Here is a 17,373-nt window from a genome sequence, read left to right as displayed (position 1 = left end):
TAATTAAGGTTTGTGTTAACCTAATATTAATTAATGAGTAATATTTATCATTCAGATATTTATCAGTTCAACAAACCTGTTCCTAGTTACTGGGAAGCAACATCAAGTGACAATTTAAATTTAGATAAACTTCAAAAAGATATTAGTTCAGAAATAGTAGTCATAGGTGGGGGTTATACGGGTTTACTTTGTGCAATAAATTTAATTGAAAATTATAATTTAGATGTAGTTTTAGTTGAGGCTGGAAAAATAGGTTGGGGTGCTTCTTCTCGTAATGCAGGATTTTGCTGTCTTCCTCCAAGTAAGATGTCTTATAAAAAAATGCAATCTGTTTATGGAACAGAGGAGACTAGAAGATTTTTTAAAAATTCAGTTGAAGGAGCAAATTACACTAAAGAATTAATTGATAATTGTAATATTGATTGTGATGTAACTGGTGAAAATAACTTTGTTGTTTCGCATCATAAAAATAAATTTGATCAAATCAAAGAACAAGCTGAAGTTTATAAATCTGAATTTGGTATAGAGACTAAAGTTTATTCAAAGGAAGAATTTGATGAAGTAGGGCATGGTGGAACTGAGCAATTTGGAGCTTTTTCATATAAGCCTGGATTTGCAATCAATCCTTTAAAATTTGTAAATGGACTTGCAAAGTATGCTTTGTCTAAAAAGTTAAAAATATATGAACACACAAAAGTTGAAAAAATTGAAAAAGAAAATGGCTCTTACCTTTTAAGAACCCATGAAGGCTCAATAAAAACTAAAAAAATTGTTGTTGCAACTAATGGGTTTTATCAAGAAGGATTAATACCTGAAATGGATGGAAGAGTATTACCTGTTATATCAAATATTATTGTAACAAGACCACTTACTGATGAAGAGCTTAGTTTACATAACTTTAATACTTATGCCCCAATAGCTAATTCTAAAAACCTTTTATATTATTATCGAAAGTTACCTGATAATCGAATTTTATTTGGAACGAGAGGAGATTTTGAAGGTAGTGATCAATCAAATCAAAACAGAGCTAATGATATGGAAAAATTTTTAAAAAATATTTTTCCTAAATGGAAAAATGTTACAATTGATTATAATTGGAGGGGTTTGATTGCACTATCTCAAAAACTTACGCCTTCAATTGGTAAAATAGATAATGAAGAAATTTATTATGGATTTGGATACAGCGGAGTAGGAGTTAGTGCTGCTCCATGGACTGGAAAACAATTGTCTAAGTTAGTTTTTTCATCAAATAGTAAAGACTTAGATATTTCAAAAATTTATAAAGGTTTGCCTAAGAAATTTATTTTCCCAAAATTAAGAGTATTTTATTTTAAATTAGCGGTGTGGTTTTATAGAATTAAGGATAAGTTTAATATTTAATGATTGAGTTTATAGATATATTTTTTAATCAATACCTAAGGATATTTGTAGGAATTGTCCTTGTAGGTCTTATTTTGTTTTCTCTATATTGTAAGTTTAAAGGCAAATAACTTTTTAAAAAATTAATTTTTAGAAGTTGTCCCTCCAAATAATCTCCGGCTTCCTGAATAATTTTACAGAGTTTACTTGCGTTTTCTTTGTTCATGCCACTCCAAAACTTGTTTTATTTCAAAAGTCTCTAGTCTGGACACTAGTTGTCCTATATTATCGTAAAATTATGTTCGAGCAAACTTTTAAGAATATTGATGATATTTTATGGAAAGATTCAGGCTGCAGCACTGAACTTGATTATGCTGAGCAATCATCATGGATACTATTTCTTAAATGGCTAGATGATTATGAAAAAGAAAAGGAAACTAAAGCTTCTTTAGAAAATAAGACATTTAAACCAGTACTTGATAAACAATATCAATGGTCTTCATGGGCTATCGTAAAGAAAAAGAATGGGAAAGTTGATTTTAATAAACTTCTTCAGGGACCAGATTTAAAAAAGTTTGTCGATGAGAAATTGTTTCCATATCTATCCTCCTTTAGAAATAAAGCAGAAAGCTTTGATACGCTTGAATATAAAATTGGTGAAATATTTTCAGAACTAAAAAATAAACTTCAAGATGGTTACACTTTAAGAGACGTCATAAATGAAGTTGATAATCTTGAGTTTAAAAGCAGTGAACAGAAACACGAATTAAGTGCTCTTTATGAAGAAAAAATTAAGAACATGGGTAATGCTGGTCGTAATGGTGGAGAATACTATACTCCAAGACCTCTAATTAAATCTATAATCAAAGTCATAGATCCTAAAGTTGGAGAAACAGTTTATGATGGTGCAGTAGGTAGTGCTGGCTTTTTAGTTGAAGCATTTGAGCACATGAGTAAATCAAAATCTTTAACTACTTCGGAACTTAAAACACTTCAGACAAAATCATTTTATGGAGCTGAAAAAAAAACTTTAGCTTACATAATTGGTATTATGAATATGATACTTCATGGAATAGAGAGTCCTAATATAATTCATCAAAATACATTAGATACCAATATTCAAGAAATTCAAAACAAGGATAGAGTTGATATAATACTTGCAAACCCTCCTTTTGGTGGAAAAGAAAAAACAAACATTCAAGAAAACTTTCCTATTAAAACAAGTGAAACTGCCTATTTGTTTCTTCAACACTTTATTAAGAAACTTAAAGTGGGAGGTAGATGTGGCGTTGTTATTAAAAATACTTTTTTAAGTAATACAGATAATGCAAGTATAGCATTGAGAAAACAACTACTTGAAGAATGTAATTTATTTACAATTCTAGATTTACCAAGTGGAGCTTTCATTGGAACTGGAGTAAAAACAGTAGTGTTATTTTTTGAAAAGGGTCAGCCAACAAAAAAAATTTGGTATTATAAACTTAATACTGGAAGAAACTTGGGTAAGACTAATTCTTTAAACGAAATTGATTTGGAAGATTACATAAAATTAGCTAAAGAAAAAAAGTCTAGTAATAATAGCTGGTTATTGGATATAAATAAAATTAACAAAGAAACTTTAGATTTAGCTGTTCAAAATCCAAATTTAATAAAAAAAGAAGACAGCAGGACTCCACAACAAATAATCTCAGAAATAGAAGAGTTAGATTTGCAAAGTAAAAAATATTTTAAATCAATTAAAGATTTAATATGAAAAGGAATCTAGTACAGTTAAAAAATGTAGTTAAATGGGTAAGAGGACTAACATATTCTAAAAAAGATGAAGTAGAAAAAAATGGCATTCCTGTGTTGCGTGCAACTAACATTGATTTGGCTAATCATAAGATTATTTTGGATGATGTTCGATATATAAGTAAGTCAGCAAAAGTTAAAGAAGAAAAATATGTTAAAAAAGATGATATATTAATTTGTACTGCTAGTGGAAGTAAAATTCATCTAGGTAAAGTAGCTCTAGTGGAAAAGAACTTAAATATGGCATTCGGAGGATTCATGGCTGTATTAAAGTGTAATAATGAGTGCCATTCTAAATTTCTTTATTATCACCTTATTACAAACAGCTTTAAAAAATATTTGTCTTCATTAAATGATGGCTCTAACATAAATAATTTAAAGTTCTCACAAATAGAAGACTATGAGTTTTTTTTACCAACACTTAAAGAACAACAACGCATTGTAGATAAACTTGATAAGATATTCTATGAGATTGATAAGGTAACAGAATTAACAAAAAAAAATATTTTAAATTTAAAAAGTTATTATTCTTATACAATTGATAAAGAATTTTCTAAATATTCTAATGAGCTACAACAAATTGGCAATTACAGTAAAATAAATTATGGTTACACAGCAAAAGCAAGCTTTGATAAAGGCAATTATAAACTCTTAAGAATTACAGACATACAAAATAACTCTGTAGACTGGAATACAGTACCTTACTGTAACGTAGAATCTCATAAACTTTCAAGTGTAATTCTCAAGCATGGAGATATTGTATTTGCACGAACTGGAGCTACTACAGGAAAAAGTTTTCTTATTCAAAACCCAGTAAATTCAATATTTGCATCATATTTAATTCGTATTTCTGTGGATAGGGAAATTTTGTTACCAAGATTTTTAATGCATTTTTTTCAAAGTGCCAAATACTGGCAACAAGTTAATGACGGAATTTCTGGTTCAGCTCAAGGAGGTTTCAATTCATCAAAATTAAGTCAATTAAAAATACCGATTATAAGTAAGTCAAATCAACAAAAATTAGTTGAAAAATTTGATTTGATAAATGAGTATTCATCAAAATTACAAGATTACTATTATAAAAAAACAATACATTTACACTCTCTTCGACAAGCAATACTCTCAAAAGAGTTAGTGGCAAAACAAAAAGAAGCAGCATGAACGAAGCAGACACTAGACGTGAATTAATTGACCCAAAAATAAAAGAGGCTGGATGGGGTATTGTTGAAGGAAGTTTAATACGTGCTGAATATAAAATAACTGATGGTGAAATAAAACCCGGAGGCATTAGAGCAGGACACGAAAAAGCTGATTATGTTTTGATTTATAAAAACAGAAAACTAGCAGTAATTGAGGCTAAAAGTGATGAAAATGAAGTTAGTGAAGGAGTTGCCCAAGCAAAAAAATATGCTGTAAAGCTTCAAGTTCAAACTACATTTTCAACTAATGGAAATGAAATCTATGAAATTAATTATTCAAAAAATGAAAAAGGAGAAATGGTTATTTCATCAGAAAAAGAAGTTTCTAAATATCCATCTCCCGATGAACTATGGAACAAGACTTTTTCAAAAACAAATGAATGGTCAAATAAATTTGATGATATTAATTTTAAACCATTCAAAGGTAACCTTGAACCAAGATACTACCAAGAAATAGCAATAAATAATGCTCTTGAAGCTATTGCCAATAAAAAAGATAGAATTTTATTAACACTAGCTACTGGTACAGGGAAAACTGTTATTGCATTCCACATCGCTTGGAAGTTATTTCAGTCAAAATGGAATTTGCAAAGAGATGGTAAGAGATCTCCAAGAATACTTTTTTTAGCAGATAGAAATATTTTAGCCAACCAAGCATTTAATTCTTTTGGTGCATTTGAAGAAAATGCATTGGTTAGAATTAATCCAGGAGACATCAGAGATACAGGATCTGTTCCAACTAATGGAAATATATTTTTTTCAATATTTCAAACTTTTATGTCTGGACCTGATGATGGTCATTATTTTGGTCAATACCCAAAAGATTTTTTTGATTTAATTATAATTGATGAATGTCATAGAGGAGGAGCTAGAGATGAAAGTTCATGGAGAGGTATTTTAGAGTACTTTAAAACTGCCGTGCAGATAGGTCTTACAGCTACACCAAAATCAGATATTAATTCAAACACATATAAATATTTCAAACAACCTGTTTATATTTACTCACTTAAAGATGGTATTAAAGATGGTTTCCTAACACCCTTTAAAGTTAAACGAATACAAACAACTTTAGATGAATATGTTTTTTCTAATGATGATGAAGTTTTACAAGGTCAAGATGAGATTGAGGAGGGAGAAGTTTACACTGAAACTGATTTTAATAGACGTATAGAAATAAAAGAAAGAGAAAAGAAACGTGTTCAATTAATGTTGGATGCAATTAATACTGATGAGAAAACAATTGTATTTTGTGCAAATATTGCTCATGCAGGTTTAGTAAGAAATTTAATTAATCAACAAAGTAATAATCCAAACACAGATTATTGTGTAAGAGTAACAGCTAATGATGGTGCTGATGGTGAAAGGTATTTAAGACAGTTTCAAGATGATGAAAAGAAAATACCAACAATACTAACAACTAGCCAAAAACTTAGCACAGGAGTTGATGCTTCAGATATAAGAAATATTGTTTTACTAAGGCCTGTAAACAATATGATTGAATTCAAACAAATTATTGGAAGAGGGACTAGATTAAATGATAGCAAATCTCACTTTACTGTAATTGATTTTGTCGGAGCTTATAAAAATTTTCTAGATCCTGAATGGGGCGTAACATCAATAGATGAACCAGGAGATAATGAAATAAAGCGCAAAACCATAATAAATAGAAAATCTCCAGTTAACCCTACAAGAGAAAAAATTAAAATTAAATTATCTGCAGATAAAGAGATTGAAATTCAATCAATGGAAACTAATTTATTTTTCTATGATGGACAGACTATTACAGCGAAAGAGTTTATTCAAAAACTTTTCAATACTTTATCATTACCAACTTTTTTCAACGATGAGGAAGAATTAAAAAAGATTTGGTCATCTCCAATTACTAGGAGCGAATTACTTAGAAAATTAAATGACAATGGTTTTACTACTGAAGATTTAAAGAACATTCAAAAATTAATTGAAGCTGAAAAAAGTGATTTATATGATGTGCTAGAATATATAGCTTTTACTAAAAAACCAATTACCAGACAGACTAGAGTAGAGAACTCTGAAAACAAAATTTTTAATGAACTGTCAGATAATCAAAAAGAATTTATTCAATTTATTTTAACAAAATATATTGAAGGTGGAGTTGAAGAGTTAGGAATTGATAGATTGAGTGATTTATTAGAATTGAAATATCAAGGAGTTTTAGAGGGTCAACAAGCACTTGGAAATATTGATGCAATTAAAAAATTGTTTATAGGCTTTCAAAAACACCTTTATTGAATATCTTTTGTTTTATCTCAAAAGTCTAAGACTTACTACTGGTAATGAGGGGTTGTGATTAATTTGATATTAAATTAAAATATAAAAATATGCTTAGTTATATAATTCCTTTTTTAATTCTTATTTTAGTGGTTGTATTCATCCATGAATATGGACACTATTATTTTGCAAGAAAGTATGGTGTAGGGGTTACTGATTTTTCTATTGGATTTGGAAAAGAATTATTTGGTTGGAATGATAAGCATGGAACTAGGTGGAAAGTATGTGCAATTCCTTTAGGTGGTTATGTCAAATTTTTTGGAGATCGTAATGTTTATTCACAAGCTGATCATGAAGAAATTTTAGAAAAATATAATGAAGAGGAAAGAGATAAATTATTTATTTTAAAACCTTTGTATCAAAGAGTTTTAATTGTATTTGGTGGTCCTTTAGCAAACTTTTTATTAGCTTTAGCGATCTTCTTTTGTATTTATACTTTTGTTGGAAAAGATTTTACTCCTGCTGTAATTAGCGAAGTTCAAAAAGATAGCCCTGCAATGGTTGGTGGCTTAAAAAACCAAGATATTATTTTAGAAATTGATGGCAATGAAGTTAAAAGCATCATGGAAGTCTCAAAGTATATCACAATGTCCACATCAGACTTTATAGATTTTAAAGTTAAGCGTTCTTATGAAGAATTAATTTTAAAAGTAAAACCAAACATCGTTGAAGGTGAAGATGGTTTAGGAAATAAAATTAATAAAAGAATGGTTGGTATAAAACTTAGTGCTTACAATGATAAAATTAACCATGTTAAATTAGGTCCAGCACAAGCATTGTACCATGCAGCAAACGAAGTCTATTTTGTAAGTGTTTCGTCATTAAAATACATTGGTGGAATGATCATGGGTAAAGCAGACACCTCACAACTTGGTGGACCAATAAGGATTGCAAAGATATCAGGGCAAGTTGCAACCTTTGGAGTTTTAGCTTTTATTAGTATGATGGCTTATATTTCAATAAGTTTAGGCTTAATAAACCTGTTTCCGATACCAATGTTAGATGGTGGACACTTAATGTTTTATGCATTTGAAAAGGTTTTAGGGAGGCCTTTATCTCAAAAAACACAAGAAGGCTTTTTTCGAATCGGTTTATTTTTGTTGCTATCATTGATGTTTTTCACCACATTTAATGACCTAAAAGACCTTGGTTTATTTAGATAATTTAATTTTTTAAACAGTTAAAAAGATCAATAAAATCAACGTTTATTTAATTTTTAACAAGATATTGTGTGTCTTATTAATAAAGACACTAAAAAAAAGCTTGATTTATCAACGTTTATGACAACTATGAATATTAACCAACAAAACCGGAGCTAAAATGAACAAAAAACAACTAGTAGCAAAGCTTTCTGGCTCATTAAACTTGAGCAAAGCAGACGCTGAGCGAACTTTTGATACAATTACCAACACTATTTTAGATGCACTAAAAGGTGATGATTCAGTGAAAATCGCTGGATTTGGTACGTACAAAGTAGCTAAAAGAAAAGCTAGAGTTGGAAGAAACCCAAGAACTGGTGAGCAGATTCAAATCGCTGCTTCTCAGAAAGTAAAATTCTTACCAGCGAAAGCTTTAAAAGAAGTATTCAATAGATAATATTTTTTTAACAGCCCTAAACGATTGTAAAAACACGTTTAGGGCTGTTACTATATGCAAAAACTGCATACCCAATTTTCCTAATCAGCGTTAGTTTTTAAATTTTTTAAATTTATAAACCACCACTTTAACAAGTGGAGGTCTTATGACTAAAATAATAAAGAGAATGTCTGCACCATTACTAAGTTTAGTATTTTTACTAAACATGAGTAGTGCGGGTATGGCAGAAACAACTGTTTCTGCTGAAGTGGGGTTTATATTTAACACTCTACTATTTTTAATTTGTGGTTTCCTTGTCATGTTTATGGCAGCAGGTTTTGCAATGTTAGAATCTGGAATGGTAACTTCAAGAAGTGTTTCAGTAATTTGCGCAAAGAATATTGGTTTGTATGCAATTGCTGGAATTATGTTTTGGCTAGTTGGTTACAACTTAGCTTATGGTATTCCAGAAGGCGGATACATTGGATCATTTACACCATGGTCAGATGCAAGTGCAATTGACACTGGTTATTCAGATGGTTCTGACTGGTTCTTCCAAATGGTATTCTGTGCAACAACAGTTTCAATTTGCTCAGGTGCTATGGCTGAAAGAATCAAGTTATGGCCGTTCTTCTTATTTGCAGCTATCTTAGCTGGAGTTATTTATCCAATCGTAATGGGTTGGCAGTGGGGCGGAGGCTGGTTAGCAGAACTAGGCTTCTCTGATTTCGCAGGTTCAACTTTAGTACACTCAACTGGTGGTGCAGCTGCTTTAGCAGGTATCATGTTGTTAGGTGCTAGAAGTGGAAGATTTGACAGTAAAGGTCAACCAAAAGCGTTACAACCTTTTGCTGCTTCTTCAATTCCATTAGTAACAATAGGTGTTTTCATCCTGTGGTTAGGTTGGTTTGGATTTAACGGTGGTTCACAATTAGCATTAGGTACTTTTGATGATGCGGTTGCGATCTCATCAATCTTTATCAATACAAATCTTGCAGCTTGTGGTGGAGTAATGGCCGCTGGTATCATTACAAGATTAATGTACGGTAAAACAGATGTAATTCAAATGTTAAACGGAGCAATTGGTGGTCTAGTAGCAATCACTGCAGAACCATTAGCACCATCTCCATTTGCAGCAATTTTAATTGGAGCTGTTGGTGGATTAATCGTAGTGTTTGGAACTAAATTATTATTTAGCTTTAAACTTGATGATGTAGTCGGTGCAATCCCAGCTCACTTATTTGCTGGAATTTGGGGAACACTTGCAGTGCCATTAACAAACGCTGATGCATCGTTCAGTGCACAATTAATTGGTGTACTTTCAATTAACATTTTTGTGTTTGCTGTGTCTTACATCATATGGTCAATAATGAAAGGTACGTTTGGAATCAGATTAAGTAAAGAAGCTGAAACTAAAGGTACAGACGTTACTGAAACAGGTGTAATTGCTTACGCAATACGTGACTAATTGCATGCAATATAGAGGCTCTTCGATCTCCATGTCGTTATCTCATTGAAGAGCCTCTAAACAAAGAATTAACTTATATCTCTCTCTAGTTAGTTAATAACCAAAGGCCCCAGAAATGGGGCCTTTTTTTTACACATATGCTTATTTCTCATAACTCTTTTGACCTATCAGCAGTACTTAAAATTTTAATGTTTATTAAAACGACAAGATCAAAAAAAGGAGAGATAATGATTAATCATATAAAAAAAATATCATTAAGCTTATTAATATTTTTAAGCTTTACTAATTTAGCTTCAGCAGAAACAACAATGTCAGCAGAAGGACAATACATTTTCAATTCCCTAGGATTTTATCTTGGTGGTGTTTTAGTTGCATTCATGGCAGCAGGTTTCTGTATGCTTGAAAGTGGACTGGTGACAACTAAAAGTGTTTCAACAATTGCAGCAAAGAATATAGGTAAGTTTGCAATTTGTTCATTAATATTTTTTTTCTGTGGTTACAATTTAGCTTACGGAATTCCTGAAGGTGGGTTTATTGGATCATTCTCAATGTGGAGTGATGCATCTGAACTTTCAACTGGTTACTCAGATTATTCAGATTGGTTTTTCCAAACAATGTTTGTATGTGCAACTGCATCAATAGTATCTGGTGCTGTAGCAGAAAGAATTAAAATTTGGCCATTTTTTATTTTTGCGGCGATCATGGCTGGTATCATTTACCCTATTTCAATGGGTTGGCAGTGGGGCGGAGGTTGGTTAGCAACTTCAGGCTTTTCTGATTTTGCTGGTTCAACTTTAGTTCATGCATGTGGTGGAGCAGCTGCTTTAGCGGGCGTAATATTATTAGGTGCAAGAGAGGGAAGATTTAATAAAAAAGGTGAAACAAAATCTTTAGTACCTTTTGCAGCATCTTCTATACCTCTAGTTACATTAGGAACTTTTTTATTATGGTTTGGTTGGTTTGGATTTAATGGTTTCAGTCAACTTGCAATGGGAACGTTCGATGATGTAAATGCAATTAGTAAAATTGCAGTCAACACTCATTTAGCAGGAGCTGCTGGTACTGTTACTGCTGCAGTCGTTACAAGATTATTAGGTGGTAAAACAGATATTGTAATGATGCTTAACGGAGCATTAGCAGGTTTGGTTGCAATTACAGCAGAACCTTTAACTCCAAGTCCAGTGCTTGCAATTGCTATTGGAGCTGTTGGATCAATCATCATGTACTTTGGTACAAAGTTTTTAGAAAGCAAAAAAATTGATGATGTTGTAGGTGCAATTCCTGTTCATTTATTTGCCGGTATCTTTGGAACTTTGGTTGTGCCTTTAAGTAATCCGGATACAAACTTTGGAACTCAGTTAACAGGTGTAATAGCAGTATGTGCATTTAGTTTCATACTTTCTTACATCACATTTAAAGTTCTAAAACAAACAATTGGTCTTAGAATTAGTTCTCAAGCTGAAAAACTTGGAACTGATGTTGCAGAAGTGGGTGTTAAAGCCTACGCAATAAGAGACTAAAATATCTCTCAATATACAACAATTAAAGGCTCCTTAGAAATAAGGGGCCTTTTTTTATTTTGAAATTTCTTTTAATGTTTCTAGGACTTCTTTGGCGTGATCTTTTACTTTAACGTTTTCCCAGATTTTTAGGATTTTACCTTTTTTATCAATTAAAAAAGTTGTTCTATTTATTCCCATAAATTCACGTCCCATAAATTTTTTCTTACCCCAGACTTTGTATTTTTTTAGTACTTTAATCTCTTCATCTGCAAGTAGATCAAATTTAATTTTGTATTTATCTCTGAATTTATCGTGACTTTTTAAGCTATCTTTTGAAATCCCGTATACTTCACAATCTAGTTTTTTAAATTTTGCTAACAATTTATTGAAGTCATTAGTTTCAATTGTGCATCCAGGTGTGTCATCTTTTGGATAAAAATATAAAATTACATATTTTCCAAGTGAGTCTTTTAAAGAATATTTATCTTTTGAAGTTGATGGAATTACAAAACTTGGTGCTTTAGAATTTATTTTTAACATAATACTCTAGCTATATAGTCCTTTTTTGATATTTTAAAATAAAATAATTAAATTAAACTTATTTAAACCAAAATTATTAAATTTTATGAGTGATATAAAAACTATAAATGCTGATGAAGCTTATCAAATGTTTCAAGAAAATAAATGCAATCTAATTGATATTAGAGAATTAAATGAATTAGAACTCACTGGAAGAGTTGAAGGAGCTAACCATATACCTATGGTAAATTTAGAAGTTCTTCTTGATCCTAATAGTGATGTTTATAAAAATGGTCAAATTGATAAAGAGAAAGAAGTGGTTTTGTTTTGTGCTGGAGGGATTAGATCTGAGATGTCAGTAAAGTCCTTAATTGAAAAAGGTTTCAAAAATATTTCTCACATTGAAGGTGGTTTTGGATCTATCAACAATAGTAGTTTTAAAATAGTTTAAATATTTTTAACTTCATCTAAAGCATATTCTAGACGGTCTTGTCCCCAGAATATTTTATTATTAACTATAAAAGTTGGAGCTCCAAACACCTCTTTTTTAAAGGCTTCTTGAGTTAATTCTTTTAATTTATCTTTAATATCTTGATTACCAATAGAATTAAAAAAATCATTCTCATCAATTTTTAATTTTTTTAATAGTATTTTGATATTTTCTTCATTAGATAAATCTACATCTTCTTTCCAATAAGCTTCAAAAAAACTATTTAAGTATTCTTCTTTTTTATTATCTTTAACACAAAGATAACCTCTCATTATACTTAAAGAGTTTATTGGAAATCTAGAATTCCATTTGAAACTTATGTTATTTTTTTTTGAAACAAGCTCACAATCATTTTGCATATTTTTCATTTTATATTTGTTAAATGCGGGAGCAGTAATACCTGCTAAGTTATGAAGGCCACCTAGCAATATTGGCTTCAATTTAAAATTAACATTATTAATTTTTAAAATTTTTTTATATGCGATGTAAGCGTAAGGACTAATAATATCGAAGTAAAAATTTATATGATTACTCATATAGATTTAGTTTTTTGGCGTAAAAAATTCTAATTATCCAATAAATAAACAAACCAATAGGACCAATTAAATATGTAATTATTAAAGGAACTGACATTAATACTTTATTTACATAGTATTTTTGAGAGTCTTTAACCATCCATCCACCAACAAATAAATTTATAGCTATAAAATGCGTCCAGAAAAGAGTTAGGTATAGATTATCCTCAAACAGTCGAGATAACTCAACCAAACCAAGGTACAAACTAAAATTAGCGTCGAAGTCATAACCAACTATGAAAGATCTATATAAAATATAAATATAAACCCCGCCTAATAATATAAATGGAAATATAGTAGTTACTACATATCTACTCAAGTGAGACTGGGGAAATACAATTAAGATGAACCAAAAAGGTATAACTCCTAAATTGATCCACATATAAAGCACATCAATTGTGAAATAGTTATAAATTTGTTCGATCATGTTTATATTATATAAAATCTAACGATGATTCCTATAAGAAATAAGAGAAAAACGCTTCAAGTTACTGTTGATGAAATGAGGAATTTTGCGTTTGCCTATGTTGAAAAATATGCACCTTCAAAACAACAACTTAAAACATATTTATTAAAAAAATACATGAAACTCTCTGCAACAGACTCTAGAAAAAAAGATGTAAACAAATTAATTGATATTGTTCTATCTGATCTAGAAAAAAATAAATTTATCAATGATCAATTTTATTCAGAAAGCAAAGCGAAGAGTATGATTCAAAGAGGAAACTCTATAAATAAAATTAGAAATTATTTAATGGGCAAAGGAATTGATGATGGTTTTATTAAGGATACAGTCGAGAAAATAAAAGAAGATAATTCTGATCAGGATTTCTTTTCAGCAATAAAATTATGTAAGAAAAAGAGAATAGGACCTTCAAGAGCAGAGGATAATAGAACTTTGTTTTATAAAAAAGATATTTCCTTGCTTGCAAGAAATGGATTTGATTTTGAAACATCAAAAAAAGTAATGGATATTGATAAAAATGAATATGAAAAGATAATTAAACTACTTTAATTTTCTTTTTTTCTCTTCATCAACAAGATGATTTATTTTGTTTCTGATATAATTTTTAACAAAAACAAAAACTAGTAATCCAAAAATTGAGACTGATACTATTATTATTAAAATAATTCTTAATTGTTCATCCATTAAATTATATTTTTACTTTTCAAAATTAAACTTGGATTTTTTAAATCTTTCTTACCATATAAAATTTCATTACCATTAAAGTCTCTAACAGACCCTCCTGCATTTTCTAAAATTGCATGTCCTGCTGCAATATCCCATTCGTAAGCTCGAGGTTCAGCAACATAACCATCAAACTCACATGCAGCAACAACACAAAATTTTAAAGAACTTTTCATTCTAGTATGTTCCTTAACACCTAATTCATCATAAATTTTTTGTATCTCAGGTTTAATTTTATTGCTGTAAGAAATGAAATTAAGTGGCTCTGTTCTTTTAGATGGTAAGTCAGAAAGGTTTGTTGTTTTTTCATTAGCAAACTCAAAAGATTTGCCCTTCCCATATGAATAAAACATTCTTTTTTTAGCAGGCGCATTTATTAATCCTGCAACAGGTTTATTATTGATAATTAAACCTGCATTAATAGTAAATTCCTCTAAATTGTTTATGTAATCATAAGTTCCATCGATAGGATCAACCAACCAAAAATCTTTTAATTTAGAATTATCTTTATTTTCAGAAGTTTCTTCTGAAATAATTGGAATGTCTGGTGTTACTTTTGATATTTGAGAAGAAATAAAATTATTTACTTCAATATCACCATTACTTACTGGAGTATTATCAGATTTAATTTCTTTACTTAATCCTTTTTCTCTAAGCTGAAGAGATAAATCTCCTGCTGATAAAAAAGTATCAACTAAATCTTCAATAATTTTTTGTAAGTCCATTTATTATTTACCAATTTTTTTTAATTCTATATTTTTTGCGTTTATTACTTTTTTACCTGCATTTTCAAAATTGACAGTAACCTTATCTTTTATGATTGATTGTACTTGTCCAATACCCCAGTCTTTATTCTCAGGATTAGTGACTTTGTCACCTGGTTCATAATCTAAAATCATTTAATTTAACTTATATTGTAAATCAGTATAAATACCACCTAATGAATAAAGAATTAAACTCTATCGGAATTGACAAAAAACCTGAAGATACAACAGTCGTTGTTGCAATGTCTGGTGGGGTAGACTCGTCAACTGTAGCAGGAATTATGAAAAGCGAAGGTTATAAAGTTATAGGAATAACTCTTAAACTTTATGATGATGGAAAAGAAGTAGCGCAATCTAAACAGTGTTGTTCAGGTCAAGATATAATGGATGCAAAACGTGTTGCTCATAAATTAGGTATTGAGCATAAAATTTTATACTATCAAGATAAATTCAAGCAAGGAGTAATAGATAATTTTGTTGATAGTTATTTAAAAGGTGAAACTCCAATTCCATGTGTTCAATGTAATCAAACAGTAAAGTTTAAAGATTTATTTGAAGTATCAAAAGATCTTAAAGCAGATGCATTAGTTACAGGACATTATGTAAAAAATATTACATCAAATAATACCAATAATATGTACAGAGCAATTGATGAAAATAGAGATCAAAGTTATTTTTTATTTAACACAACAAGAGAGCAGCTAGATTATTTAAGATTTCCATTAGGTGGAATGTTAAAAGATAAAACAAGAGAAATTGCTAAAGAGCTAGATTTAAATGTAGCTGATAAACCAGATAGTCAGGATATTTGTTTTGTGCCTAATGGAGATTATGCATCAGTAATTAGAAAATTTAGACCGGACTCTTTTCAAAAAGGGAATATTAAAAATTTAGATGGAAAAGTGATTGGTGTTCATGATGGTATTATTAATTTTACAATTGGACAAAGAAAGGGAATTAAGGTTTCAGATAAAGAAGCTTTGTATGTTTTAAAAATAAATTCAGACAAAAATGAAATTATAGTAGGACCTAAAGAAAACCTTGGAAAAAAAGAAATATCTTTAAAAGATTTAAATTTGTTAACTGACAAAAAAGACCTTGATCAAAATATATTTGTAAAGGTTAGATCAACAGGTAGTCTTCTTGAGGCAAAAGTAGATTTAAAAGATAATAATACTGCAAATGTTCATCTATTAAATCCTGAGGATGGAATATCTCCAGGACAGGCATGCGTATTCTATAGCAAAGACCAATATGGTCATAGAGTTCTTGGCGGTGGTTGGATTAAAGAATAAAAGAATTATTTCTTCTTATTTTTTCTTTTTGCTCTTCTCTTTTTGGAGCCTTGTTTTCTTCGACCCCTATGTTTCTTCGGATAACTCATTTAGTCCTATTTATTAATTTATTGACGTTTTTTACGGGATATAGCATTGTCTTTTAAACATATCAAATTTTATTATGAGTAATTCTTTTAAAACATTTTTAAAACATACAGCGAAAGACTTTCATAATCAGTCTGTTAATCCACCAATTGTGCGTGCATCAACGATTATTTTTAAATCGATGCAAGATATTAGGAAAACACAAGACAAGGCAAAAAAAAACCCAACAGGTGGACATTTTGATTACGGAAGACAAGGAACTTCTACGACTCATATTTTGCAGCAAATTTTATCTAAACTAGAGGAAAGTTATTTTACTTTTTTAACACCTACTGGATTTGGAGCTGTATTCCTTGCAATATTCAGTGTTACAAGACCTGGTGATGAAATTATTGCAGCTGACCCAGTTTACAGTCCAACAAGACTTTTGACACAAGATTTTTTAAAAGAATTTAATATTAAAACAACTTTTTACGATCCACACGATCTTAAGACATTAGAAAAAGCAATTAGCAAAAAAACTAAATTAATTTTTGTAGAAAACCCAGGAAGTAATACATTTGATTTTCAAGATTTAGGGAAGATTGTTTCTATTGCAAAAAAACATAAAATTTTAACTGCACTTGATAATACATGGGGAACCCCATATTTTTTAAAACCTATTAAACTTGGTTTTGATATGGCAATTGTTTCAGCAACAAAATACTACTCAGGTCACTCTGATGTAATGGGTGGAAGTTTAGCCGTTAATAAAAAAGTATTTCCAAAAGTAAAAGCAACAGAAAAAGTTACAGGTTTAAGATTAGGACCTGATGATGCTTATCTAATTACAAGAGGATTAAGAACTTTAGATGTAAGATTAGACAGACATAGAGAAAATGCAAAAAAAGTAGCAGAGTTTTTATCTAAATTTAAAAATATAAAATTATTGTATCCATACAAGAAAGACTCTTACAATTTTAGAATGTGGAAGAAATATTATTCGGGTGCTTCAGGTTTAATGGGCTTAAGAATTAAAGCAAAAAGTGAAAAGGCAGTTGTTAAATTTGTAAATAATTTAAAATTATTTGGACACGGTTACAGTTGGGGAGGATTTGAAAGTTTAGCTTTACATCAAAATGTTAGAGAGCAAGGTAATAGAAGCTATCTTAAATTAGCAAAAAACGAGTACATAGTTAGACTGCATATTGGTTTAGAGGATCCAGACGACCTTATCGCCGATATTAAGCAGTCAATGAAACATTTAAAGTAAA

The 17,373-nt window shown here is 29.9% G+C and carries 18 protein-coding genes; 12 read left to right on the top strand and 6 right to left on the bottom strand.

The annotated features are described in order from the left end of the window. The first annotated feature begins 33 nt into the window (after positions 1-33). From ACTTAO_RS00475 to ACTTAO_RS00440, 8 genes are all read left to right on the top strand, one after another. Positions 34-1,380, top strand: a complete 1,347-nt coding sequence (locus ACTTAO_RS00475; protein ID WP_440690300.1) for an NAD(P)/FAD-dependent oxidoreductase — start codon at positions 34-36, stop codon at positions 1,378-1,380. Between the two features lie 277 nt (positions 1,381-1,657). Continuing rightward, positions 1,658-3,112, top strand: coding sequence for an N-6 DNA methylase (locus ACTTAO_RS00470; protein WP_440690298.1), 1,455 nt, complete (start codon positions 1,658-1,660; stop codon positions 3,110-3,112). Further along, positions 3,109-4,311, top strand: coding sequence for a restriction endonuclease subunit S (locus ACTTAO_RS00465; protein ID WP_440690296.1), 1,203 nt, complete (start codon positions 3,109-3,111; stop codon positions 4,309-4,311). Before ACTTAO_RS00470 ends, ACTTAO_RS00465 begins: the two co-directional genes overlap by 4 nt. After that, complete coding sequence (gene hsdR / locus ACTTAO_RS00460) at positions 4,308-6,617, top strand: EcoAI/FtnUII family type I restriction enzme subunit R (protein WP_440690294.1); 2,310 nt, start codon at positions 4,308-4,310, stop codon at positions 6,615-6,617. The genes ACTTAO_RS00465 and hsdR overlap by 4 nt, the downstream gene beginning before the upstream one ends. A gap of 89 nt (positions 6,618-6,706) precedes the next feature. After that, entirely contained in the window at positions 6,707-7,819 is a 1,113-nt protein-coding gene (rseP, locus tag ACTTAO_RS00455; RefSeq protein ID WP_440690292.1) for an RIP metalloprotease RseP, read from the top strand. Positions 7,820-7,976: 157 nt separating this feature from the next. Continuing rightward, on the top strand, positions 7,977-8,252 hold the full coding sequence (locus tag ACTTAO_RS00450; protein WP_075506581.1) for an HU family DNA-binding protein: 276 nt from the start codon (positions 7,977-7,979) through the stop codon (positions 8,250-8,252). Between the two features lie 145 nt (positions 8,253-8,397). Next, entirely contained in the window at positions 8,398-9,699 is a 1,302-nt protein-coding gene (locus ACTTAO_RS00445; protein WP_440690290.1) for an ammonium transporter, read from the top strand. Positions 9,700-9,926: 227 nt separating this feature from the next. Continuing rightward, on the top strand, positions 9,927-11,219 hold the full coding sequence (locus ACTTAO_RS00440; protein ID WP_440691088.1) for an ammonium transporter: 1,293 nt from the start codon (positions 9,927-9,929) through the stop codon (positions 11,217-11,219). Between the two features lie 54 nt (positions 11,220-11,273). Here ACTTAO_RS00440 and bcp read toward each other — a convergent pair whose 3' ends face one another. After that, positions 11,274-11,741, bottom strand: a complete 468-nt coding sequence (gene bcp / locus ACTTAO_RS00435) for a thioredoxin-dependent thiol peroxidase (protein ID WP_440690288.1) — start codon at positions 11,739-11,741, stop codon at positions 11,274-11,276. Between the two features lie 85 nt (positions 11,742-11,826). Between bcp and ACTTAO_RS00430 the strand changes: the two genes are divergently transcribed. Beyond that, positions 11,827-12,171, top strand: a complete 345-nt coding sequence (locus ACTTAO_RS00430; RefSeq protein ID WP_440690286.1) for a rhodanese-like domain-containing protein — start codon at positions 11,827-11,829, stop codon at positions 12,169-12,171. Here ACTTAO_RS00430 and ACTTAO_RS00425 read toward each other — a convergent pair. Both ACTTAO_RS00425 and ACTTAO_RS00420 read right to left on the bottom strand, forming a co-directional pair. Then, positions 12,168-12,746 (bottom strand): 2-hydroxychromene-2-carboxylate isomerase, encoded by a 579-nt coding sequence (locus ACTTAO_RS00425; protein WP_440690284.1) that lies wholly within the window; start codon positions 12,744-12,746, stop codon positions 12,168-12,170. The genes ACTTAO_RS00430 and ACTTAO_RS00425 overlap by 4 nt on opposite strands. Further along, a complete protein-coding gene (locus ACTTAO_RS00420; RefSeq protein ID WP_440690282.1) occupies positions 12,739-13,212 on the bottom strand; it encodes an ABA4-like family protein in 474 nt (157 codons plus the stop codon). Before ACTTAO_RS00420 ends, ACTTAO_RS00425 begins: the two co-directional genes overlap by 8 nt. A gap of 24 nt (positions 13,213-13,236) precedes the next feature. Between ACTTAO_RS00420 and ACTTAO_RS00415 the strand changes: the two genes are divergently transcribed. Next, positions 13,237-13,800, top strand: coding sequence for a regulatory protein RecX (locus tag ACTTAO_RS00415; protein ID WP_440690280.1), 564 nt, complete (start codon positions 13,237-13,239; stop codon positions 13,798-13,800). On the opposite strand, the gene ACTTAO_RS00410 is transcribed toward ACTTAO_RS00415, so the two are convergent. The 3 genes from ACTTAO_RS00410 to ACTTAO_RS00400 are packed head-to-tail and all read right to left on the bottom strand — an operon-like array spanning position 13,792 to position 14,873. Further along, positions 13,792-13,935: a hypothetical protein gene (locus tag ACTTAO_RS00410; RefSeq protein WP_179850440.1), complete on the bottom strand. Its 144-nt coding sequence runs from the start codon at positions 13,933-13,935 to the stop codon at positions 13,792-13,794. The genes ACTTAO_RS00415 and ACTTAO_RS00410 overlap by 9 nt on opposite strands. Next, on the bottom strand, positions 13,935-14,699 hold the full coding sequence (locus ACTTAO_RS00405) for a 3'(2'),5'-bisphosphate nucleotidase CysQ family protein (RefSeq protein WP_440690278.1): 765 nt from the start codon (positions 14,697-14,699) through the stop codon (positions 13,935-13,937). Before ACTTAO_RS00405 ends, ACTTAO_RS00410 begins: the two co-directional genes overlap by 1 nt. A gap of 3 nt (positions 14,700-14,702) precedes the next feature. Beyond that, positions 14,703-14,873 (bottom strand): DUF3553 domain-containing protein, encoded by a 171-nt coding sequence (locus ACTTAO_RS00400; RefSeq protein ID WP_075506600.1) that lies wholly within the window; start codon positions 14,871-14,873, stop codon positions 14,703-14,705. Between the two features lie 41 nt (positions 14,874-14,914). Between ACTTAO_RS00400 and mnmA the strand changes: the two genes are divergently transcribed. Then, a complete protein-coding gene (gene mnmA / locus ACTTAO_RS00395) occupies positions 14,915-16,033 on the top strand; it encodes a tRNA 2-thiouridine(34) synthase MnmA (protein WP_440618548.1) in 1,119 nt (372 codons plus the stop codon). Between the two features lie 163 nt (positions 16,034-16,196). Next, positions 16,197-17,372 carry a trans-sulfuration enzyme family protein gene (locus ACTTAO_RS00390; RefSeq protein ID WP_440690276.1) on the top strand — a complete coding sequence of 392 codons (1,176 nt, stop codon included), beginning with the start codon at positions 16,197-16,199 and terminating at the stop codon, positions 17,370-17,372. Position 17,373: the final 1 nt, after the last annotated feature.

This window comes from Candidatus Pelagibacter sp. HIMB1782, from assembly GCF_052047475.1.
Classification (GTDB): domain Bacteria; phylum Pseudomonadota; class Alphaproteobacteria; order Pelagibacterales; family Pelagibacteraceae; genus Pelagibacter.
This window is presented reverse-complemented; position numbering and strand designations above follow the sequence as displayed.